Raw genomic sequence first — 15,316 nt, forward strand, 5'->3', positions numbered from 1 at the left:
CAAAAACCCACAACAGTTGAGCCTCGCAATATGCGGAAGCTGAACCGGACAGCCGTGGGACAAGCCCGGGCATGACGACCTTTGGCTTGGTGCGGTGGGGGGCCTAAACTGACGACATGTCCTCTTTAAAGCACATTGCGGTCATCGGGGCCGGCCCGGCTGGGCTCATGGCCGCCGAGGTGCTGGCGGGCGGCGGCGTCGCCGTCACCGTCTACGACGCGATGCCGTCGGTTGCCCGCAAGTTCCTGATGGCGGGGCGAGGGGGCCTCAATCTCACCCACAGCGAAGAGCTGCCGCTGTTCCTGTCGCGCTATCGCGACGCTGCGTCGTGGCTTGCGCCGGCCATCCAGGCCTTCTCGCCGCAACAACTGCGCGACTGGTGCGAGGCGCTGGGCGAGCCGACCTTCGTCGGCTCCTCGGGCCGCGTGTTTCCTGTCGCAATGAAAGCCTCGCCGTTGCTGCGGGCGTGGCTGCGCCGGCTCGATGCGCAGGGCGTGCGAGTCGCGCTACGGCATCGCTGGACCGGCTGGGACGACCGGGGACATCTGACCTTCGAGACGCCGAACGGTCCGCACACCGTGGCAGCCGACGCGACCGTGCTGGCACTCGGCGGCGCCTCCTGGCCGCGGCTCGGATCCGACGGCGGCTGGGTGCCGATCCTCGCCGCCAAGGGCGTCGCGATCGCGCCGCTGCGGCCCGCCAATTGCGGCTTCACCGTCGGCTGGTCCGACATCTTCCGCGACCGCTTCGAGGGCCAGCCGCTGAAGGGCATCGCGCTGGCGTTCGGCGAGCGCAGCGTGCGCGGCGAGGCGGTCGTGACGCGGGACGGCATCGAAGGCGGCGCGGTCTATGCACTGTCGGCCGAGCTGCGGGAGGCCGTCGCTGTTCATGGCGAGGCTGTCCTGCACGTCGCGCTGCGGCCCGATCTCGCTGCCGCTGATCTGATCAAGAAGCTATCGGCTTCACGCGGCAAGCAGTCGTTCTCGAATGTGCTCCGCAAGGCGGCGCAGTTGTCGCCGGTCGCGATCGGCCTGCTGCAGGAGGCAGCAAAGACGCATGGGCTGTCGTTGTCGTCGCTACCGCCCGACCGTCTCGCGGCACTGATCAACGCCCTGCCGATCAAGCTGACCGGCACCGCCGGGCTCGCGCGCGCCATCTCCAGCGCCGGCGGCATCGCCCGCGATGAGCTCGACGCCGACTACATGCTGCGGCGACTGCCCGGCGTGTTCGCCGCGGGAGAGATGCTGAACTGGGAGGCGCCGACCGGCGGCTATCTGCTGCAGGCGTCGTTTGCGACTGGCGCGGCTGCGGGGAAGGGCGTGTTGAAGTGGCTTAAATCGTAGGGTGGGCAAAGCGCAGCGTGCCCACCGTCAGCACCAACAGAGACAACGGTGGGCACGATGCGCCGAGGCGTTGCCGCGTCGCCTCTTTGCCCACCCGACGTCTTTGCCGTCATTGCGAGCGAAGCGACTTGTCCGCCAGAGCCCGACGGGCGACGGCGGAAGCAATCCAGGGCGGCACGTGCGGCTCTGGATTGCTTTGTCGCTTCGCTCCTCGCAATGACGGCTGAGAGAGCGCCCCCTATCGCAGCTTCCCCCGCGCCGCGACCGGCAGCGTGCCCAAAATCTCCTCGCCGCGCACCATCACCACCTCGTCCATCATGTTGACGACGACGCAGACGTGGTTGGGGACGACGCGGACGACGTCGCCGACATGGGGGCGGGTGTTGCTGCGCGACAGATCGAGGAAGCCGTGCTCCTCGGCGAAGCGCGCGATCTTGGCTTCGGGGTGTTCCAGGATCAGGCCGTGGCCGTCGAGCCCGCCAGTGTCGGTCGTCAGCGTCTTCGAGCCGGCATCGAGAATGCCGCGCTCGGGCGCGGCGCGACTGACGACGGTCGAGTAGATGTGCAGCGCGCAGTCGTCCCAGGTGGCGACGCCGGCGGCGACCTGCATGCGGTCGTTGTAGATATAGGTGCCCGGCCGATGCTCGGTCGCGCCCCTGAGCTTGCCGAGATTCTTCAGGTTCGGCGAGCCGCCGGTCGAGACGATGGCAGCGTCCAGTCCCTCGGCGCGCACGCCGGCCAGCGCCTCGTCGTAGAAGCGTTGCGCCTCGTCCCAGCCGCTCTCGGTCGGGTACAGCATGAAGCCGGCGAAGCGCAGTCCCTCGGAGGCTTTGATCTGGCGCGCGAGCTGGATCGCCTCCGCCGGCGTCTCGACCCCGGCGCGCTTGCGCCCGGTGTCGCATTCGACCACGACCGAGAGCGTGCGGCCCGACTGCTTCGCCGCTTGCGGCAGGCCGGCGATGACGGTCGCGTTATCGGCGGCGACGGTCATGTCGGCCTTGGCCTGTAGCGCGGCGAGGCGGGCCATCTTCTCCTCTCCGATCAGATTGTAGCTGATCAGGATGTCGGCGATGCCGGCATCCGCCATGATCTCGGCCTCGCCGATCTTCTGGCAGGTGATTCCTTGCGCGCCGGCCTCGATCTGCAGTTTCGCGAGCACCGGGCTCTTGTGCGTCTTGATGTGCGGTCGGTTGGCGACGCCCGCGGCCTCGCACTGGGCCTGGATGCGCGCGATGTTGCGCTCGACCCTGTCCATGTCGATGACGGCGCAGGGCGTGCCGTACTCACGGGCGATCCTGGCGGCGAGCGGGGTGGTCATGTCATTCACTCCATGTTGCCGTCATTGCGAGGAGCGAAGCGATGACGGAGAGAATGTCGGGTGGGCAAAACGAAGCGTGCCCACCGTCTTCTGTTGCGCAAGCTCGTGGTGGGCACGGCGCTTGCGCGCCTTTGCCCATCCTACGTAAACATCAAGCCCCCTCGATTTCCTCGCGCAGCACTTCCAGCTCCAGCCAGCGGTCTTCCGCGGCGGTGAGCTCGGCCTGCGCGGTGGCGATGGCGAGGGAGGCGGCGTCGAACTTTTTGCGGTCCTTGGCGTAAAGAGCAGGATCCGCGAGCACGGCCTGCTGCTTGGCAATCTCGGCCTGCAGCTTCGCGATCGTCTTCGGCAGGGTCTCCAGCGCGTGCTTCTCGTTGAAGGAGAGCTTGCGCTTCGGCGCGCTCGCCGGCGCTGTCGCAGCCGGCTTGGCCTCCTTCTTCTCCTCAGCCGCCTTGGCGTGCTCGCGCTTCAGGTCGGCGCCGCGCTGAGCCAGCATGTCGCTGTAGCCGCCGGCATATTCCTGCCATTTGCCGTTGCCCTCGGGCACGATCACCGAGGTCACGACGCGGTCCAGGAAGTCGCGGTCGTGGCTGATCAGGATCACCGTGCCTTCGTAGTCGCCGAGCATGTCCTCGAGCACGTCGAGCGTCTCGAGGTCGAGATCGTTGGTCGGCTCGTCCAGCACCAAGAGGTTCGATGGCTTGGCCAGCGCGCGCGCCAGCATCAGCCGGCCGCGCTCGCCCCCCGATAGCACTTCGAGCGGCGTGCGCATCTGCTCGCGCGAGAACAGGAAGTCCTCCATGTAGCCGACGACGTGCCTCGGCTTGCCGGCCACCATGACGTGATCGCCGCGGCCGCCCGTCAGCGCGTCGGCGAGCGTCGTCCGGGGATCGAGGCTCTCGCGGTGCTGGTCGAGCGTCGCCGTCTCCAGATTGACGCCGAGCCTGATGCTGCCGCTGTCGGGCTCGCTGCCGCCGGTGAGCAGATTGACCAGCGTGGTCTTGCCGGCGCCGTTCGGGCCGACGATGCCGATGCGGTCGCCGCGCTGGATGCGGATGGAGAAGTTGTCGACGATCCTGCGGTCGCCATAGCTCTTCGATGCGCCCTTGGCCTCGATCACCAGCTTGCCGGACTTGTCGGCTTCCGCCGCGGCGAGATTGGCGCTGCCGGCCGTACCGCGATAGTCGCGGCGCTGCTGCCTGAGCGCATGCAGATTGGCGAGCCGCTTGACGTTGCGCTTGCGCCGGCCGGAGACGCCGTAGCGCAGCCAGTGCTCCTCGTTGACGATCTTGCGGTCGAGCTTGTGCTGCTCGCGCTCTTCTTCCGCCAGCACCTCGTCGCGCCACGCCTCGAATGCCGCAAAGCCGCGATCGATCTGCCTGATCTGGCCGCGGTCGAGCCAAGCGGTCGCGCGCGACAGATTGGTGAGGAAGCGACGATCGTGACTGATCAGCACCAGCGCCGAGCTTCGGCCGTCGAGCTCGTTTTCCAGCCACTCGATGGTCGTGAGGTCGAGGTGGTTGGTCGGCTCGTCCAGCAGCAGGATGTCGGGGTTGGGCGCAAGCACGCGCGCCAGCGCCGCGCGGCGCGCCTCGCCGCCGGAAACATGCGCGGGATCCTCTTCTCCGGTCAGTCCGAGCTGCTCGACGAGATAGCGTGCCTGATAGTGATCGTCGCCCGGCCCGAGTCCGGCCTCGACATAGGACAGCGTGGTGGCATGGCCGGAGAAATCCGGCTCCTGCGGCAGATAGCGCACCGTGGCGCCCGGCTGCACGAAGCGGGTGCCGCTGTCGCATTCGACCAGGCCGGCGGCGATCTTGAGCAGCGTCGACTTGCCGGAGCCGTTGCGGCCGATCAGGCAGACGCGCTCGCCTGGCGAGACCGACAGCTCGACACCCTGCAGCAGGGCCGTGCCGCCGAAGGTCAGGCGGATGTCCTTGAGTTGGATGAGAGGCGGCGCCATGAGGTTAGCTCTGCTGCTGAGTCCGCGCCGCGCGCTGGCGCTGCAGGCGGCGGATCGTGGTGTCGAGGGTGGAAAGGAAGGTGGAGCGGTCGCGCGGCGTGAACGAGCGCGGGCCGCCGGTCACCTCGCCCGATGACCGCAGATCGGTCATGAGGTTGCGCACGGCGAGCGTCATGCCGATCGACTCCGCCGTGAACGGCTTGCCGTTCGGCGCGATCACGGCGCTGCCGGCCTTGACGCAGCGGCTGGCCAGCGGAATGTCCGCCGTGATGACGATGTCGTCAGCGCCGGTGCGCTCGGCGATCCAGTCATCCGCGGCATCCATGGCGCTGCCGGCCGCCACGCGCGTGATCAGAGGATCCTCGGGCACGCGGATGAAGCCACCGGCGACGACGGTCACCGGCAGGCCATGCCGGATCGCAACGCGGTAGATCTCGTCCTTCACCGGGCAGGCGTCGGCGTCGACATAGATGCGGATCGGGGCGGTTTCGGTCGTCATCGGGCCATCGGTTGGAATGGTCCGGTTGGTACTCCATCGCGCCGGGAATTGCGAGCCAAACGCGCCGCTTGCCAGGGCCTTTCCGGCCGCTACCATCGCCCGAAAACGGTGAAAGGGAGGCAAGGATGTCGGGCAGAATCGCGACGTATGCGGTCGAGGCGTTCAACACGGCCAAGCAGTCCGAGAACAAGATGCACGACGACAGTGTGGCGCGGCGATTCGGCTTCGCCGGCGGTCTCGTACCCGGCGTCGAGGTGCTGGCCTATATGCTGCATCAGCCCGTCGCACGCTGGGGGCGGGCGTTCTTGGAGCGTGGGCTGATCGAGGCACGGTTCACCAAGCCGGTCTATGACGGCGAGATCGCGGAGGTCGTCGCGAACGAGACCTCCGACGGGCTCGCCCTTGAGGTGATCAGCCGAGGGCAGCTCTGCGCCACCGGTTCCGCCTCGCTGCCCGCGTCGGTGCCGGATGTCGTGCTGGCCGAGTACCGGGATGTTCCGGCCGCGGCGGTGCGGCCGCTCGTCAGTGCGGAGTCTTTCGCTGTCGGCAGCTGGCTCGGCACGGCGCCGCGCGCGTGGCCAGGGCAGGCGGCCACCGCCTATCTTTCTGAGATTCGCGAGCGCGATCCGATCTATGCCAACGAGCGGCTCGGCCATCCCGGCATGCTGCAGCGGGTGATGAACCGGCTGCTCGTCGACAACGTCGTCCTCGGCCCCTGGATTCACGTCGGCAGCCGCATGCAACTGCTGTCGGCGATCGAAGAAGCCGACGAGATCACCGCGCGCGGCCGTGTGGTTGCCAACTACGAGAAGAAGGGTCACCGCTTCGTCGAGCTCGATGCGCTGGTGGTCGCCAATGGCGACCGCCCGCTCGCGCATTGCCATCACGTGGCGATCTATCAGCCACGCGAACAGCGCGGATAGCTGCGACGAATCGCATCAGTCATCAAGACCATTTGATGGCCTGCTTGTGAATTCATTCACACTCAATCTAAAATTGTGTATGGTTTGGTTGGCCCGTAGTTGTGAGGGGGAAGGGCCAATGATCGGACATGGGAGATGCGGCGTGGCCGTGGGCTGCGTCATGGGGGACCATGAATTCTGGCAAGCGATGCACAAGGTGGGCAGATCGGGCCGGCCGCTTCGGTCGGAAGCGGCGTCGGAGCCGCGGTAACGTGCCCGCCATGTTGGATCATCGACACAACGCGTCCGTGCGCTGAGCCGGGTCATGAAAGACCAGCGGGGACTCGACGGCGGCGATCAGGCCTGGCGCGATCTGTCCAGGATGAGCCGGCCGTATCTCAACGTCGTCGATTTCCTGGCAAGCTATGCACAGCGTCTGGCGGAGCTGTCGCGGGCGGCGACTGTGGAGATTGCCGTCGCCGATCTCGGCCGCATCGTCCTGTCCCGATCCGGATCGGAAACCGTGCAGGACTGGCTCAGCGAAAGAGACGGCGGTGGTGCGGCGACTGCCGAGCGCGAGCCGCGGCGTGCGCCGGAATGGCGGCTCGAACCGACGCCATCCGTGACGGCGCCGCTGGTCTATGCCGACGTCGGGATCGGCCGTTTGACGTTGGCCTGGGAGGGGCGGCGGGGCGGGCCGGACCTGTCCGACGCGCTGGCGGATTGCGCGCGCCAGCTCGCCTTCGTGATCAAGCGCCACGAGGTCTGCGAGTGGGCACGGCAGCGCCTGGGCCGCTCGCTGCTGTTGGTGGGTGTGAGCGAGGCGGTCCGAAATCTCGAGATCTTCGTCGAGAAGGCGTCGCACAGCGATCTGCCGTGCCTGTTGCAGGGCGAGTTCGGGACCGAGACGCCGTATCTGGCCGCCGCGATCCATTGCTGCGGGCCGCGCCGCGATCTGCCGTTCGTGCAGGTCAATTGCGCGCAGCCGCGGGGGGCGCCGCAGGACTGGTTTCGGCAGGCCGAGGGCGGCACGCTGTTCTTCAGCGACATCGACATGCTGGCGCCCGGTCTGCAGAACGAATTGCCGCAGCACATGCATTCTCGCCTGGGACAATGGCTGGACGTGTCGAACACGACGCGCGTGCGCGTGATCGCCTCGGCCGGCGGCGATCTGCCGCGCATGGTGGCCGAGCGCTCCTTCTCGCGCCAATTGCTGGCCGAGCTCGACTTTCTGCCCGTCAGCGTGCCGCCGCTGCGCGAGCGCTGCGACGACATCGAGCCGCTCGTCATCGCTGCGCTCGAGGGACATGGTCATCGCGCCGAAGACAAGATCAGCGCCGAGATGCTCGATCTGTGCCGCAGCTATCCGTGGCCGGAGAACGCGTTCGAGGTCGAGCGCGTGGTCGCCCGGCTCGCGGTCATGACCGGACGTGCGAGGATCCGTGCCGAGGACATCAGGCGCTATTTCCCGGCTCTCCACGCGCGGGCCGAGCGCGTGACGGTGACGTCGGCGGCACCGTCACCGGCGTTGCCGGCGGCGAAGCCGCCGGCCGAAGCCGTTCGCGAGCAAGCGTCCGCGAGGCCGGAAATCGGGGCGGAAGCGGATGATTGGATTCGCCACGTGCTCAACAAGGACATCACGGCGCTGTCGCGCCTGCATCCCAATCTGCGCCGGGCACTTCTGTATCTCGTCGATCACTATGCCGAGCCGATCCGGCTCGGCAGCTTGGCACGCCAGGCCCATGTCAGCCAGTCGCATCTGAGCTTCCTGTTTCGCCACAGCCTGCAGACCTCGTGCAAGGCAATGCTGTCGCGCATTCGGGTCGAGAAAGCCAAGGAGTTGCTGGCAACAAATGCGCGGCAGCCGATCACCGATGTGGCGCTACAGGTCGGCTTCGCCGATCTCAGCCATTTCGAGAAATACTTCCGCCGTCAGGTCGGCCGCACCCCGCGCGAGTACCGGCGCATGGCGGCGGAGTGAGGGGGGCGGTTGTCCTCTTTCACAGAGGCTTTGGAAACATGTAAGCGCCGCCGAGGGTTGGTATGAAAAAGACGCGTTTCCACCCAAGGCATTCTCCGTCGCCTAATGCCGGCGATGCTCAACGAGGTACGTCCAATCACCGGTCGACGGCGAGGACCCCGGTAGTTTGATCGAAGACCACATGGTGTCGTAGCGTCCTTCCCACTTCGGTGCTCTGGAATAGTCAAGAAACGGGCGCGCATTTGGCGGCGGCAGATTGAAAGCAAGATCGGTGGATGGATTGCTCGCGTTCAGGAGCATTGCGCCCAGCGCTTTCTCCACCATGTTGATCGCTTTACAGAGAGATTTGACGTCGTACGTCGCGAGCCGTGAGTAAGGTTTCTTTCCGGCCTTCTCTATGTACTCGCGTTGAAACTTTGCGAGTGCGTCCAGCCAAATCGCAGCCGTTTCTCCCGACAAGAGAACTTCGCCGAGTTTGCCGTAAAACGTGCGATCAAAGTCTTCCTTGCTGATCACATCCAGCAGCGCAGCTTTAAACCAGAGTGCCGTCAAATCCTTCAGGTAGCTATGAAATGGCAACCAGCGCCACCAGCGCGGGAATTGGTCCACTTGATATGAATTGATCTGTTCCTCAAAGGGGTATGGATCCCGAAAGATCAACGTCGATTTTTCGGCGTATGCGATTTCCTGGAGCTTGAGCTGATTCATCTCGCTCAGAGCGCCCATTGCACCGCATACCACCTTGTTCGTAACAAGGAAAACAAACGCGGACTTCTTGAGTTCTGCAATAGTCATGTTCAGTTCGACTGGAACTTTCGCCGGATCAATCTGACCGACGTCCTTATAGATCTTTGTAAGCAATGACATGTATCCGCTATAGACTTCGGCCATGACGTTCAACCAGATCCAGGATGGCCGTACCACGCCCTTGCTGAAGCGCAGATTTTCACGAGGTAGTTTCCACGCCATTTGGTATAAAAAATAACCTTGCAAGGTCATGGGCATGTTGACCTGCGAAGAAAAGCCTTCTTTTGGGTCTTTCTGGCTGCGCCCAAGGAGGATGTTGTTGAGGTAATCGTTCCACGGTTGTGGATCTTGGGGGCTTCCCTCGTTCTTGGCGAACGTCCATAGGGCCGCGCCGACATTAGTCGTATCGTCAATGTTGTTTTCGTTCAGTTGAACAAGAACTTGAGTGGAGCTGCGATTCTTCGCCTCGGCTTTCTTCAACGCTTTGCCAAAGAAATTCTTGACGAGGGTATCGAAGGCCTCGCTTGCGAGCGCCGCCTTCCATTGCAGGAAAGTCACATATTTTTGCGTCGATGTCCCGGATACAGAAGCGACGAGATATTCAGCAAGTCGGTCTTTGGCAAGGTAGGCGTCCGCGACGGTCGAAAACCACGTCTTGCCCGTCGTGAGTTCGAAGACGTTGTCCGAATCGGTCTCGATCGTCCAGACGGCTTTTGCTTCCGGCGAGTCTCCAACCGTCAATTCGATGTCGGCTGCTTCAACGTGAGTGAATTGGAACACCCAGCTGTTGTGGCTGCAGAATTCGATCTCGAAGCCGTAGCTGTTGGGGCTGATCTGCTCGCCTCCTGACGCGATGACGACTTGCCTGTCGTCCTTGGTCACGAAGATCGTTGGTTCGTCGCCTTTTGGCATCCTGATCGTCCTCTTCTCTTTGTTTGATGTGAGCGCCGTATGCCTGCGAGCCTCGCATCCCCCGGCGCAATCGAATTGGAATCAGTTCTGATGTTCACCGTTTTGCCGTTGGCGTTACGCTCCGGGTCGATCGGCACGGCCCGCGCGCTGCGGCGGGACGGTAGTCCCGCGGCGATCGTCAAAGCGCGCCGCCGTTGGCGATCGTGATGATGGTGAAGCCGCTGGTCGGGAATCCGAGCGCTTGGCATGCGCCCCACGACACCGCAACGATCATGCTGTTGCCGGTTGAATTCACGAACGCATTCAGACTTTTTTGCTTGTTTGTGAGAGTTCCGCCGCTGCCGATCGCCATCTTGAAGAATCGAATGAGTAGTTGTTCGACGTCGACTGTCGTTGAATCGATGTAGACCGTTGGATCTTTAAGGGAATAGATGGGATCGGCGACCCTGCAGGTTTCCATCGTGTTCATCTGCAGCGCGCTGGCGAAAGCATATTGTGGAGTTCCCGGAGCGAATTGGCCGGGCAAGAGGAGGTTGGCGAGGCGGCCATCGTTCGTTTGGGCGTTGTAGGTGATGCCGGCCTCGACCTTGAAGACTGGCAGTGGCGGCGAGGGAGGTTGCGGCGTGTTGAAGGCGTAGGCGACACCCCAGAACGCGCCGACGCCCCTGAGATTGTTGGTGCTCAGTCCGAACTCGTTCACGGTGAGCATTCGACCATCGAAGCGGTCCGCCAGATTGCCGGCTTTCCCGATGTATCTGTTGTTGGTGGGAACGTTGACGATCACGTAGAGGCCGCCTTGGGTTCCCATGCCTTGGGGCAGCGCGCCAGGGAGGCCGGCACCCGGCGAGGCGAGGGTGTCCAGGCCACCGGTGCTGGCGAGATCGAAGATGATGCAGCACATCGGATTGGATCCTTCCGCGTGATAGGCGGTGCCGGAGGCGGTGTTCTTACGACCGCTTCGGGAGTATCGCTGACACAGCAGGTCGGATCACCCGCAGCCGCAGCGAGGTGGTTTGCGTGGCGTCAGGCGGAAGCCGCCGTCTTCTGTGGCTGGCTCGCCGCCAGCGCGGCGCTGATCGAGCGTTCGGCGGCGATGACGCTCTGCTCGGCCGCCTGCTGGGCCTCGGCGATGATGGCGCGGCCGGTGGCGGCCATCGCCGCGAGCTGACGATCGGTGAAGTTGGTGGCCTGGCGCGTGGCGACGATCGAGGCCGCGACGGCCTGCTCGGCCGTCTCGACCGTGGGCGGCGCGTAGTCCGCGGGCGGCTGCAGCGGTTCGACCTGCGCCCGGCGTGACAGCATGGCGGCCTGCGCCGCGGCCATCTTGCGCTCCATCGAGGCCGCCGTGCGACCAACCGCTTCGTTGAACGCCTGCTGGGCCGCGGCGATCGCGCGGGAGGCCTCCAGTAGGCGATGCTCGATCTGGTGGATGGAGTGCGAGGAGAGGGGACTGGCGACCTGCTCGTCCACCTCGATCACCGCCTCGTCCATCTCGCCCAGATGCTCCTCGATCGACACGACCTCGTCGGTGGCGCTCTCGATCAGCTCGGCTTCGACTTCGGTATCGCGCGCCGACTGAGCCGCCGACTGCTCCTCGATCTGCTCGATGAATGCTTCAGGCAACATCGGGCTGGCATAGGGATTGTCGAGCAGGATGTCGGGCTCGTTCTCCGGCGGAGAGGTCTGGGACGGGGGCTGCTCGCTCATGATGCCTGCCTCATGGGGTGTCGGACTCAACTCTTTTCGGCGGGCGGCGCGATCCGCCTGAATTGGCGCAAGGTGATGTCGCCGTCGGCGCCGAGGTAGAGCTCGGCGTAGAGATTGCCGGATTGCGTCGGCAGGATGCAGGAGCGTCCGTCCTGGCTGATCCGGCCGGTCTTCGGATGATTGGCCGAGAGGAACGACTGCGCGTTGGCGAGATACAGCGTGACGACCTGCTGGGCCGCCGCGCCGGTCTCCTGCGTGAATGTCGTGCTCTCGATGATGCGGCAGACGCCCTCCGACAGCCGGGCGAAACCGAGCCGCCGTCCCTGCCGCAGCCAGTTGTTGACGGCCGCGGCGACCTCGTGCGGGGGCACTAGGCCCCGCACCTGCGGACAGTCGAGCGCGCCGAACATCATCGGCAGCAGCGTCTGAACCGCGCCATTGGCCTGGGACAGGCGTTGCTCGGCAGAGCTGGCGGCGGTCTTCAGCTTGGCCGTCAGCGCCATGTAGATGCGGTAGTAGTCGCAGAACTCCTCGGGCGTGCGGGCCTGCTGCACGGCGAAGGCGGCCGCGTCGTTGCGGATGTCGGGCTCGCCGTCCTGCGGCTGCGGCAGCGCGATCAGCTCCCTCAGCGCGATCGTCTCGTTGAGGCCAAGACACTGGAACAGCGGCGACGTGGCCACGCCAAACTGCGAGAGCAGGGCCGGGACCGCTGCGAGATCCGACTGCGCATGGATGCCGTGGGCGTTGAGGATGCTCTCGGTCTGGCTCGCCGTCGCGGCGTCCTGCGCGCCGGTCTCCGCCTTGGCGATCGCGCGCAGGTCACCGAGATTGAAGGTCAGGAGCTTGACCGGGCTGACCTGCAGGCCCAGACCGGGCAGCAGCGCCAGCGGCGAGCCGTGCAGCCCGTCCTGGATTTCGGCCATCATGCTGGTTTCGTCGGGGAAGCTGTAGCTCGCCGTCGGCGCCCGCACCGCCCATTCGAGCCATTGCACGCCGCCGTCGATGAACGCCAGAACCACCGCGCCGATCTCGGAGAGGCCGCCACGGCCTTGGATCAGCCTGTTTGCGACCGTCACCGACATGACACATCACCCCGACGGGAAGTTCTTGAGGATCGTGGAAGCGGCCGCGCCGATCTGGGCAAAGTCGTCGGTCGCCGATTTCATCATGCTCTGCGCCGTCACCAGCGCTTCGGCGTATTTCGGCTCGCCGGTCGCCAGCAACTGCGCCATGGCGACGCCGGAGGCCGTGGTCGCGATGGTCGAGACGTTGCGCAGCGCATCGGCCGCGTCCTGGATGGCGATGGCCGCCGATTGCGCCACCGACTGATAGGCCTTGCCGGCGCCGCTGGTGAGTACGACCTGCGGCGCCATGGTCGCCTTCTGGACCTGGTTGATCACGTCGATGATCTGGGCGTCGACATTGCTGGGCATCTGCGTATCCTCAACCGATCCGAAGGCTGCGGCCGGTGCTGGTTGCGGCGCCCCGGATCATGGCGGTCTCGTCGTCGGGTCTTCGGCTCAGGATCTGGTCAGGTCTTCGGAGGAGCGGGCGGGGTGCCGCCGGCCTCGGTGATCAGCTTGTTGAGGTCGCTCTCCGCGGTCTGCGCCAGGCCATTCGCGGTCGCGGCCTGGGCCTTCAGCGTGTCGATCGCGCTCGCCGCATCCGCATAGGCGGTCGCGATCGAGCTGCTCGGGGGTGGCGGCGTCGAGGGCGTCGTGCCGCCGGCGTCGGTGACGATCTGGTTGAGATCTGCCTGCGCGGTCTGCGCCAGGCTGGAGGCCGAGCTGGCCTGCAGTTTCAGCGCGGTCACCGCGCTTTCCGCTTCGGCAAAGGCGGCGGCGACGGCTGCGCTCGGCGACGGATTGGGCGGCGGTCCGGGGAGCGGATCGACGGCGGGCGGCGGGGGCTTCGGCGCGGGCGGCGGTGCAATGGGAAGCGGCACCGACAGCATCTTGGCACACGCCGCGGTCACTGCCGCCGAGCCGATCACGCTCGCGCCCTGCTGCCGCCCGATCGCATTGTGCATGGCCATGCCGAGCGTCTCGACCATCACGGCGTCGAGCAGTCCGAAGGCCTGCGACGGAGACTGACCGGTCAGAAGCGTGACCACGCCGGTCGTCGAGTCGATGATCTGGCCGTTGACCGTACCCGGATCGCTCATGTCACGAACTCCCTTGCGCAATGATCATCGCCAGGACCTGCGCGAGCGCCGCGCCGGCCAGGACCTGGCCACGTTGCTGATTGGCCGCGGCGTTCGCCATGGCGAGCCCGAGGCTGTCGGCCATCGCCACATAGGTCATGCCCATGGCGACCGATGGGGCGAGCCCGACATTGACGACGCTGCCGTCGACCACGGCCGTCAACGATGCGGAGGCGGCTGGCACGACGAACGGCTCCCTTGGCCGGACGCAAGCCTGCGGCTAGCCGGGTGGCACCGTCGGTGGACGGACCGCTACACCAGGCCGAGCACCTTTTCGGTGGCGATGCCGGTCGTGCCGGTATCGAGGGTCAGCAGGGTGGAGATGCCCTGCGTGGTCGAGGCCTGCATCGTCACGTAGGACTGCTGCTGGTTGTTGGTCGCGTTGTGGGCCGCGTTGGACAGCGCCTGGCTGGTGGCGATGAACAGGTTGCCCATCGCGACGGCCGGCGCGTCGCCGAGCACCTTGGTGTTCACCTGGCTGATGGAGTCCGTGATCTGACTGTTGACGGCGGTGGGGAATGCCATGATGTCTCTCCTTTGCGAGTGCTGTTGGCGTGGGGTCGTCTCTCGATCAGCCGGGCATCACGCGCGGATGGTGCCTAGCTCTTCAGGATGGTCGACGTCGCCAGTCCGGTCGACGCCGTGTCGAGTGAGTAGAGCAGCGCGACGCCTGCCGTCGTCGCTGCCTGCGCAGTGACGTACATCTGTTGCTGCGCCAGGGTGGCGTTGTGCGCTGCATTCGCCAGCGCCTGCGCCGTCGCCTGATACAGGTTGCCCATTGCGATCGCAGGTGCCGTACCGAGGACCTGGACGTTGCTCTGGGTCACGGAGTCCGTGATCTGACTGTTGACTGCCGTGGGAAATGCCATCTCACCAGCTCCCTGGGATCATGAGGCGAGGGCCAAGATCGGGGAGTGTCCCGATCCCGCGCTCGGGCCTGGTCAGGACGACAGGATGTCCTTGGTGGCGACGCCGGTGGAGGCGGTGTCGAGCGAGTAGAGCGTGGCGACGCCCATGGTCGTTGCCGCCTGCGCGGTCACATAGCTCTGCTGCTGCGAATTGGTGGCATTGTGCGCAGCGTTCGCGAGCGCCTGCGCGGTTGCCTGGAACAGGTTGCCCATCGCGATCGCCGGCGCGTCGCCGAGCACCTTGGTGTTCGCCTGGGTGACGGAATCGGTGATCTGATTGTTGACTGAGGTCGGAAATGCCATGGCTCGATCCTTTCAGGTGGAGGTCATTTCAGCAGGTGGGTGGTCGAACGGGACGTGCGCGTCAGCTCGTCAGGCCCTTGACGCCGGTGTTGAGGATGTCGGCCGTCGCGACGCCGGTGGTGGCGGTGTCGAGCGAGTAGAGCGTGGCGACGCCCATGGTGGTGGCGGCCTGCGTGGTCACGTAGCTCTGCTGCTGCGCATTGGTCGCGTTGTGAGCCGCATTGGCGAGCGCCTGCGCCGTGGCCTGATAGAGGTTGCCCATCGCAATCGCGGGCGCATCTCCGAGCACCTTGGTATTCGCCTGGGTGACGGAATCGGTGATCTGGTCGTTGACCGACGTCGGGAAAGCCATCTCGTCATTCTCCCTCGTTTGAGCCGACATCCACCGCGTGACGCAGTCGTGCGTCGTTTGGCGTGGCACCGGCGTCCGGCGTGTGTTGAAGATGCCAACCGGCGTTGCAGCAACCTAAGGAAGATCGGGACGCTCGCGATAGTCGAAAGGGATGGAACTCAGGGACGAATCCCGGCGA

The 15,316-nt window shown here is 65.5% G+C and carries 17 protein-coding genes; 3 read left to right on the plus strand and 14 right to left on the minus strand.

Features of this window, described 5'->3' with window-relative positions; all coding sequences use genetic code 11:
- Positions 1–116: 116 nt before the first annotated feature.
- Complete coding sequence (locus tag QX010_RS25435) at positions 117–1,343, plus strand: TIGR03862 family flavoprotein (protein WP_316182621.1); 1,227 nt, start codon at positions 117–119, stop codon at positions 1,341–1,343.
- 238 nt (positions 1,344–1,581) lie between these two features.
- Here QX010_RS25435 and QX010_RS25440 read toward each other — a convergent pair whose 3' ends face one another.
- The 3 genes from QX010_RS25440 to QX010_RS25450 all read right to left on the minus strand — a co-directional run bounded on the left by QX010_RS25440 (position 1,582) and on the right by QX010_RS25450 (position 5,123).
- Positions 1,582–2,661 carry an alanine racemase gene (locus QX010_RS25440; RefSeq protein ID WP_316182622.1) on the minus strand — a complete coding sequence of 360 codons (1,080 nt, stop codon included), beginning with the start codon at positions 2,659–2,661 and terminating at the stop codon, positions 1,582–1,584.
- Between the two features lie 151 nt (positions 2,662–2,812).
- Positions 2,813–4,624, minus strand: coding sequence for an ABC-F family ATP-binding cassette domain-containing protein (locus tag QX010_RS25445; RefSeq protein WP_316182624.1), 1,812 nt, complete (start codon positions 4,622–4,624; stop codon positions 2,813–2,815).
- A gap of 4 nt (positions 4,625–4,628) precedes the next feature.
- The gene (locus tag QX010_RS25450; RefSeq protein ID WP_316182626.1) at positions 4,629–5,123 is read right to left on the minus strand and encodes a YaiI/YqxD family protein; all 495 of its coding nucleotides are present in this window, start codon (positions 5,121–5,123) and stop codon (positions 4,629–4,631) included.
- A 125-nt stretch (positions 5,124–5,248) separates the two neighbouring features.
- Here QX010_RS25450 and QX010_RS25455 point away from each other — a divergent pair, with 125 nt between their 5' ends.
- Positions 5,249–6,046: a hypothetical protein gene (locus QX010_RS25455; RefSeq protein ID WP_316182627.1), complete on the plus strand. Its 798-nt coding sequence runs from the start codon at positions 5,249–5,251 to the stop codon at positions 6,044–6,046.
- Between the two features lie 304 nt (positions 6,047–6,350).
- Complete coding sequence (locus QX010_RS25460; RefSeq protein ID WP_316182629.1) at positions 6,351–8,006, plus strand: helix-turn-helix domain-containing protein; 1,656 nt, start codon at positions 6,351–6,353, stop codon at positions 8,004–8,006.
- Between the two features lie 102 nt (positions 8,007–8,108).
- Here the strand turns inward: QX010_RS25460 and QX010_RS25465 are convergent, their stop codons facing one another.
- The 11 genes from QX010_RS25465 to QX010_RS25515 form a co-directional block, all read right to left on the minus strand.
- A complete protein-coding gene (locus QX010_RS25465; protein WP_316182631.1) occupies positions 8,109–9,665 on the minus strand; it encodes a hypothetical protein in 1,557 nt (518 codons plus the stop codon).
- 178 nt (positions 9,666–9,843) lie between these two features.
- Positions 9,844–10,566, minus strand: a complete 723-nt coding sequence (locus tag QX010_RS25470) for a hypothetical protein (protein ID WP_315805058.1) — start codon at positions 10,564–10,566, stop codon at positions 9,844–9,846.
- Between the two features lie 122 nt (positions 10,567–10,688).
- Positions 10,689–11,372, minus strand: a complete 684-nt coding sequence (locus QX010_RS25475; protein ID WP_316182633.1) for a hypothetical protein — start codon at positions 11,370–11,372, stop codon at positions 10,689–10,691.
- A gap of 26 nt (positions 11,373–11,398) precedes the next feature.
- Positions 11,399–12,454, minus strand: a complete 1,056-nt coding sequence (locus tag QX010_RS25480; RefSeq protein WP_316182634.1) for a hypothetical protein — start codon at positions 12,452–12,454, stop codon at positions 11,399–11,401.
- Between the two features lie 6 nt (positions 12,455–12,460).
- Positions 12,461–12,805 (minus strand): hypothetical protein, encoded by a 345-nt coding sequence (locus QX010_RS25485; RefSeq protein WP_315805055.1) that lies wholly within the window; start codon positions 12,803–12,805, stop codon positions 12,461–12,463.
- 98 nt (positions 12,806–12,903) lie between these two features.
- Positions 12,904–13,536 (minus strand): RebB family R body protein, encoded by a 633-nt coding sequence (locus tag QX010_RS25490; protein WP_315805054.1) that lies wholly within the window; start codon positions 13,534–13,536, stop codon positions 12,904–12,906.
- 1 nt (position 13,537) lies between these two features.
- Positions 13,538–13,759, minus strand: coding sequence for a RebB family R body protein (locus QX010_RS25495; RefSeq protein ID WP_316182636.1), 222 nt, complete (start codon positions 13,757–13,759; stop codon positions 13,538–13,540).
- 68 nt (positions 13,760–13,827) lie between these two features.
- Positions 13,828–14,100, minus strand: a complete 273-nt coding sequence (locus tag QX010_RS25500; protein ID WP_172108192.1) for a RebB family R body protein — start codon at positions 14,098–14,100, stop codon at positions 13,828–13,830.
- Positions 14,101–14,174: 74 nt separating this feature from the next.
- Positions 14,175–14,444, minus strand: a complete 270-nt coding sequence (locus tag QX010_RS25505; protein ID WP_172108194.1) for a RebB family R body protein — start codon at positions 14,442–14,444, stop codon at positions 14,175–14,177.
- 72 nt (positions 14,445–14,516) lie between these two features.
- Positions 14,517–14,786 carry a RebB family R body protein gene (locus QX010_RS25510; RefSeq protein ID WP_315805052.1) on the minus strand — a complete coding sequence of 90 codons (270 nt, stop codon included), beginning with the start codon at positions 14,784–14,786 and terminating at the stop codon, positions 14,517–14,519.
- A 61-nt stretch (positions 14,787–14,847) separates the two neighbouring features.
- Positions 14,848–15,138, minus strand: a complete 291-nt coding sequence (locus QX010_RS25515; RefSeq protein ID WP_315805051.1) for a RebB family R body protein — start codon at positions 15,136–15,138, stop codon at positions 14,848–14,850.
- Positions 15,139–15,316: the final 178 nt, after the last annotated feature.

It is taken from the genome of Bradyrhizobium sp. SZCCHNRI1009 (assembly GCF_032487575.1).
GTDB lineage: Bacteria > Pseudomonadota > Alphaproteobacteria > Rhizobiales > Xanthobacteraceae > Bradyrhizobium.